Annotated in this window: 6 protein-coding genes; 3 read left to right on the forward strand and 3 right to left on the reverse strand. The window is 72.4% G+C overall.

Features of this window, described 5'->3' with window-relative positions; translation table 11 throughout:
• The first annotated feature begins 19 nt into the window (after positions 1–19).
• Entirely contained in the window at positions 20–847 is an 828-nt protein-coding gene (locus D7X12_RS38575; protein ID WP_120630156.1) for a PHP domain-containing protein, read from the forward strand.
• A 47-nt stretch (positions 848–894) separates the two neighbouring features.
• Here D7X12_RS38575 and D7X12_RS38580 read toward each other — a convergent pair whose 3' ends face one another.
• Entirely contained in the window at positions 895–2,442 is a 1,548-nt protein-coding gene (locus tag D7X12_RS38580) for a methyl-accepting chemotaxis protein (RefSeq protein ID WP_120630157.1), read from the reverse strand.
• Between the two features lie 179 nt (positions 2,443–2,621).
• On the opposite strand from D7X12_RS38580, the gene D7X12_RS38585 reads away from it, so the two are divergent.
• Both D7X12_RS38585 and D7X12_RS38590 read left to right on the forward strand, forming a co-directional pair.
• A complete protein-coding gene (locus tag D7X12_RS38585) occupies positions 2,622–2,990 on the forward strand; it encodes an NADH-quinone oxidoreductase subunit A (protein ID WP_120630158.1) in 369 nt (122 codons plus the stop codon).
• A gap of 6 nt (positions 2,991–2,996) precedes the next feature.
• The gene (locus D7X12_RS38590) at positions 2,997–3,560 is read left to right on the forward strand and encodes an NADH-quinone oxidoreductase subunit B (RefSeq protein ID WP_120630159.1); all 564 of its coding nucleotides are present in this window, start codon (positions 2,997–2,999) and stop codon (positions 3,558–3,560) included.
• Positions 3,561–3,644: 84 nt separating this feature from the next.
• Here D7X12_RS38590 and D7X12_RS38595 read toward each other — a convergent pair whose 3' ends face one another.
• Complete coding sequence (locus D7X12_RS38595; RefSeq protein ID WP_244225037.1) at positions 3,645–4,013, reverse strand: PaaI family thioesterase; 369 nt, start codon at positions 4,011–4,013, stop codon at positions 3,645–3,647.
• Positions 4,003–5,723: sulfatase-like hydrolase/transferase (locus D7X12_RS38600; RefSeq protein ID WP_120630161.1), on the reverse strand; the 1,721-nt coding region annotated here is incomplete at its 5' end. The genes D7X12_RS38600 and D7X12_RS38595, both read right to left, overlap by 11 nt.

Here is a 5,723-nt window from a genome sequence, read left to right on the forward strand (position 1 = left end):
CCCCCCAGGAGGGCCCGCCATGATCGACCTGCACTCACACACCACCGCCAGTGACGGCCAGTACCCGCCCGCGACGCTGGTGGCGCGCGCCGCCGCCGCCGGGGTGACCGTGCTGGCGGTGACGGACCACGACACGGTGGCCGGGCTCGCCGAGGCCCGCGAGGCCGCCCGCGCCCACGGGGTGGAGCTGGTGCCGGGCATCGAGCTGTCGGCCTTCATCCACGGCAAGGAGGCCCACATCCTGGGCCACTTCCTCTGCCCGGAGGACCCGGCCCTGGCGCGCTTCGCGGACCGGCTGCGCGACGAGCGCACGCACCGCATGGAGGCGATGGTCGCCCGCATGCGCGAGCTGGGCTTCCCGGTGCGCATGGAGCACGTGCTCAAGGTGGCCGGGGACGCGCAGCTCGGGCGTCCGCACCTGGCGCGGGTGCTGGTGAACCAGGGCTGGTGCATCGACATGAAGGCCGCGTTTGATCGCTTCCTGGGCACCGGCCGTGCCGCATGGGTGGAGCGCTTCAAGCTGGAGGGCGCGGAGGCCATCCGCCTCATCCGCGACGCGGGCGGCACCGCGACGCTCGCGCACCCGGGCTCCTCCAAGATGGAGCGCGTGGAGATCAAGGCGCTGGCCCAGGCGGGCCTGTCCGGCCTGGAGGTCCTGAGCGCGGACCACAACGCGGGCCTGCGGCAGAAGTACCTGGCGCTCGCGGCGGAGTTCGACCTGGTGCCCACCTTCGGCAGCGACTTCCACGGCGAGGAGGTGTCGCCGGACCACCGCCTGGGCGTCGCGGCCATGCCCCCGGAGCTGTTCCAGAAGCTGCGCGCCCGCGCGCCGGGCTTCCGGGCCTGAGGTTCGGTGCCGCTCGGTGCCACTCGGCCCGGCTCGGAGCCCCCCCGTCAGGAGCGCGGCTGCTGGGTCTTGAAGCGGCTCGTCACCGCGGTCAGCCCTTCAGCCACGGACTGGAGGTCCTGGGCAATGCGGGTGGTGCGGCCGGTGGCGTCCACGCCCTGCTTCACCAGCTCCGCCACGTTGCGCGCGCCCTGCACCGCCTGCTCGCTCGACTGACGCTGCTGCCGCGTGGCGATGGTGATCTGCCGCGCCGCCTCACTGGTGCCTCGCGCCAGGTCCACGATGCGCAGGAAGACGGCGGACGCCTGCTCGGCCACCTCCACGCCCCGGTCGCTCGTCGCCATGCCCACGCGCGCCTTGGACGCGGCCTCCTCGCCGGAGTCCTGCACCTTCTCCACGATGCGGGCGATGTCGCGCGCGGACGCGGACACGTTCTCCGCCAGCTTCCGCATCTCCGCGGCCACCAGTGAGAAGCCCCGCCCCACGTCGCCCGCCTTGGTGCCCTCCAGCGCCGCGTTGAGCGCCAGCAGGTCGCTTCGCTCCGCCACCTGGTTGATGACCTGGGCGATCTTCGAGACCTGCTGCAGGTCCTTGTTCAACCCGACGATGGCGTCCGCCACGCCCTTGGATTCGATGCGGATGTCGCTGATGCCGCCCACCACCTGGGCCACCACCGCCATCGCCTCGGCCACCGCGTCATGGGTGCGCCGCGCGCTCGTCTCCACCACCTCCGTGGAGGAGGAGATCTGCTCGGCGGTGCGGCTCAGCTCCTCGAACGTCGCGGCGATCTGCTGCGCGTACGCGGCCTGCTGGCTGATGACGTGCTCCTGATCCGCGGAGGCGCCCATGAGGCCACGCGACGCGCTGGACAGCTGCTCCGTGCGCGCCACCAGCTCCATCACCGTGGAGCGCAGCGTGCCCAGCATCTCGTTGAAGGAGGTCGCCATCTGGCGCACCTCGCCCGCGGCGGACACGTCCAGCTCCCCCCGCGACATGTCTCCTCGGGCCACGTCACGCGCCACCTGCGTCACGCGCGCCACGGGGTCCGCGATGGCACGGCTGATGATGACCGCCAGGCCCAGGCCCAGCACCGCGGCGCCCAGGTAGCCCAACAGCGAGTACCCCTCCGTCGCCGACACCGCGGCCCGCACCTCGTCGGTGCCGAAGCCCGCGCGGTACACGAGCCCGCCGTGCTCGCACCGCACCACCACCGCCTCCGGAAGCCTCGCCACCGCGCACCTGTCGGACGAGGGCGCCTGGGGCTGCGACAGGACGGACGTCACCTTGCCCCGGGCGTCCACCACCGTGCCGTCCGCGCGGGCCAGCTCCTGGAACAGGAGGGTGAAGCCGCCGGACTCCACCTGGGAGAACACGTCGGCGCGCCTCGCGCGGGCGTCCGGGGCGGAGTCCGGGAGGAGCAACGCCGGGTGGCGGGACACCAGCGTCGCCACCGTCACGGCCCGCTGCGCCAGGACCTCCAGCGCGGCGGTGCGCTGCCGGGCCGGGAAGTAGACCCCGCTGAAGAACACCACCGCGAGGCACGGGAGCAGCACCGCGATCGCCACCTGCATCCGCAAGCTCAGACGGCCCCACATGTCGGCTGCTCCCCAGGCGATGATCCGAAAGGGGTGACGCTAGGCGTCGCCCCACCGAGCGTCAAACGCGGGCCGGCGGGAGGCGGCAATTTGGCCGTCTTCTCAAGGGGTTGGCGCTCCGGGGGCGGGGGCGTTTCTCTTTGACATGGCGCCCGGGGAGTCATTAGGTTCCGCGCCCGATGACTACACCCCTCGCACCGTACCTGCCGCTGGCGGTGGTGCTCCTGCTGGCCGGCGTCCTCGCGATGATCATCCCGCAGGTCACCAGCCGCCTGGGCCCCAAGCGCCCGAGCAGCACCAAGTCGTCCCCCTTCGAAGCAGGCTCGGAGTCGAGCGGTCCGGCCCGCCAGCGCTTCGCCGTGAAGTTCTACGTGATCGCGCTGCTGTTCATCGTGTTCGACGTGGAAGCGGTGTTCCTGTACCCCTGGGCGGTGAACTTCCAGGCGCTCGGCTGGTTCGGCTACATGGAGATGCTGGTTTTCGCGTCGACCCTGGTCGTGGGCCTTATCTACGTCTGGAAGAAGGGCGCCCTGGACTGGGAGAGCTGAGGAATCATGGCTGACACCGACATTGCTCCAATCATGGTCACCCGCCGGGAGGAGGCCACGGGCTTCTTCCAGAAGCTGGTGTCCAAGGGCCTGGGTTGGGCCCGCAAGTACTCCCTCTTCACGTACCCGTACGCCACCGCCTGCTGCGGCATGGAGTACATGTCCGTGGCCGCGAGCCGGCACGACATCTCGCGCTTCGGCGCGGAGTTCCCGCGCTTCTCGCCGCGCCAGGCGGACCTGCTGATGGTGGTGGGCACCATCAACCTGAAGCAGGCCCCCATCCTGAAGCGCGTCTACGAGCAGATGACCGAGCCCAAGTGGGTCGTCGCGTTCGGCGTGTGCGCGTCCTCGGGCGGCTTCTACGACAACTACGCGGTGCTCCAGGGCATCGACCGCATCATCCCGGTGGACGTCTACATCCCCGGCTGCCCGCCGCGTCCGGAGCAGGTGCTGGACGGCCTGATGCTGCTCCAGGACAAGATCGGCAACCAGGTGCACCGGCTGCGCGACACCGGCCAGCCCAACCAGACGGCGTCCGACCACGCCCGCCTGCTGTCCGCGGGCAAGTAGCCGCCTCTCACCGCTGCGTCCGAACGGGCCCCGCGCCGCCTCCATCACAGGAGGCGGGTGTCGGGGCCCTCGGCGTTCCAGGGGCTACCAGCGGTGGTACGCGGGGTGGCCTTCCTTCACCGCGACGAAGGTGCCCCGGCAGGTGGCCGTCACCTTGCCGCCCGCGGTGAGGGTGCCCTCCACGACGACGCGGTCGCCCTGGATGTCCACGGGCTTCGCGGACAGGTGCACCGGCCCGGCCATGGGCGTGGGGCGCTTGAGCACGATGGCGTAGTCCGCGGTGACGGTGCACGGCGGGGACTCCGCGCCCTGCGCCTTCATCAGGTGGTACGCCGCCGTCCAGTTGCAGTGACAGTCCAGCAGCGCGCCGATGATGCCGCCGTTGAGCACGCCCGGGAACGCCTGGTGGTGCTCCTCCGGCGTCCAGTCCGCGACGACGAGTTCACCCTCCACGCGGCTGCGGATGCGCAGCCCCTTCGGGTTGGCCGGGCCACACCCGAAGCAGGCGTTGTGGGGGGCGTACGTTTCCTGGAGGCCGGGGGTTTCGGTCGTCGACATGGCCCGCGACTCTACGTGAAGCGGACTCCGGGGCGCGCTCCCGCACGTCATCCAACCACGCCGCCAGCGCCTCCGCGTCCGGCCCTTCACACTCGCCGGAGCAGGTCCTCCGCACGCTGCCATCCGCCTGCGGCCGGTCCACCCACCAGCGCCGGCCGTCGAAGGCGCCCGCGTCCTTCTCCCGCAGCACCGCCGCGTCCGCCACGTCGCCCATCTCCACGACGCCATCCGGTCGCAGCCGGTACGCGTCGAAGGTGCGCGGCGCGCCGGGCCAGTGGCCGGGGTCGAAGACCTCCGGGCTCACGTGCGTGTAGCCCGTCTCCGCGTACAGGGGCGCAAGCGGCCGCTCCTCGCCTCGAAGGAGCGGCGTGAGCGACGCCCCGTCGGCCTCCGGAAGCGCGGGCAGGCCGGACAGCTCCAGCAGCGTGGGCCCCACGTCCACCAGTCGCGCCAGCGCGCTGACCTCCGCGGGCCCCAGGCCCCGACCGCCGGGCGGCTTCACCGCGAGCAGGATGCGGTTCTCCTCATCCCCCAGGCGCGCACCGTGCACGGCCGTCGCGCCCGCCAGGTCCGGCCGGTCCGCGTGGAAGCTCTCGCCGTGGTCCGACAGCAGGACGATGAGCGCGTCGTCGTAGCGGCCGGAGCGGCGGAGCGCGTCCAGCAGCGTCCCCACCTGCGCATCCGCCTGCGACAGCAATTCGTCGTAGAGCCCCTCGGAGCCCTCGCGCGTCCAGGCCCCCTTCGCGCCCGGCGTCACGGGGGCGAAGTGCATCCGCAGCCGGCGCTCCAGCGGTTCGGTGGGGGGAACGAAGCGGCGGTAGAACGGGTACACCGGGTCGCCCGGGAAGTGCGCCGCCGTGGCGTGGAAGGCGAAGAGCAGCGGGCCCGCCTGGGCTTCGCTCACGAGCCCCTGCGACAGCCGCTCGGCGTACCCCATCGGATCATGGATGCCCGCGAGCGCGCGGTTGTCGATGAACTCCGGCACCCACGCGGCGCCCGGCGCGTTGTCCGCGAAGAGGCCCAGGGCCCGGTAGCGCAGCTTCTCCAGCGCGAAGTTGAGCGCGCCGCGCGGCGGCTGCCAGCGCTGCGTGAAGCCGGAGGCCGGGCCCTCGAAGTGGAAGCGCGAGCAGTCGGTGGCGAACACCGTGCGCCATCCGGCCTGCGAGAACCGATCCGCGAAGGTGGGCGCCAGCACCAGCCGCGCGTCGGACGTCAGCGGGTAGCGCACGCCGGTGCGGTACGGCCAGCGCGCGGTGAGCAGCGAGCGCCACGCGGGCTCCGTCTGCGCCACCGGCGTGTAGGCCCGCGTGAAGAGCGTCGCGTCCTGGAGGAAGCGCTCGACGTGGGGCGCCACCCCGCGTCCCGTGGCGCCCAGCCGGTCCGGCCGGAACGCATCGATGCCGATGACCACCACCAGCGGCTGCTTCCCCGAGGGCGCCGGAGCACGCAGCCACGCCCCCACGCTCAGGGCCACCACCAGCATCCCCGCGGCGATCAGGGCCCCGCTCCACGAGCGCCCTGCCCGTCCAGCCCCCGGGACCGAAGCTGCGGACGAGGCGCGGCGGCGCAGCGTCAGCACGCCCCGCGCACCCAACACCGCGAGAT

It is taken from the genome of Corallococcus sicarius (assembly GCF_003611735.1).
Taxonomy (GTDB): Bacteria; Myxococcota; Myxococcia; order Myxococcales; family Myxococcaceae; genus Corallococcus; species Corallococcus sicarius.

Bases quoted from the DNA above. Each gene is read 5' to 3' on its own strand.
- D7X12_RS38580 (WP_120630157.1), bottom strand. From the start codon at position 2,442: ATGTGGGGCCGTCTGAGCTTGCGGATGCAGGTGGCGATCGCGGTGCTG.
- D7X12_RS38585 (WP_120630158.1), top strand. From the start codon at position 2,622: ATGACTACACCCCTCGCACCGTACCTGCCGCTGGCGGTGGTGCTCCTG.
- D7X12_RS38575 (WP_120630156.1), top strand. From the start codon at position 20: ATGATCGACCTGCACTCACACACCACCGCCAGTGACGGCCAGTACCCG.
- D7X12_RS38590 (WP_120630159.1), top strand. From the start codon at position 2,997: ATGGCTGACACCGACATTGCTCCAATCATGGTCACCCGCCGGGAGGAG.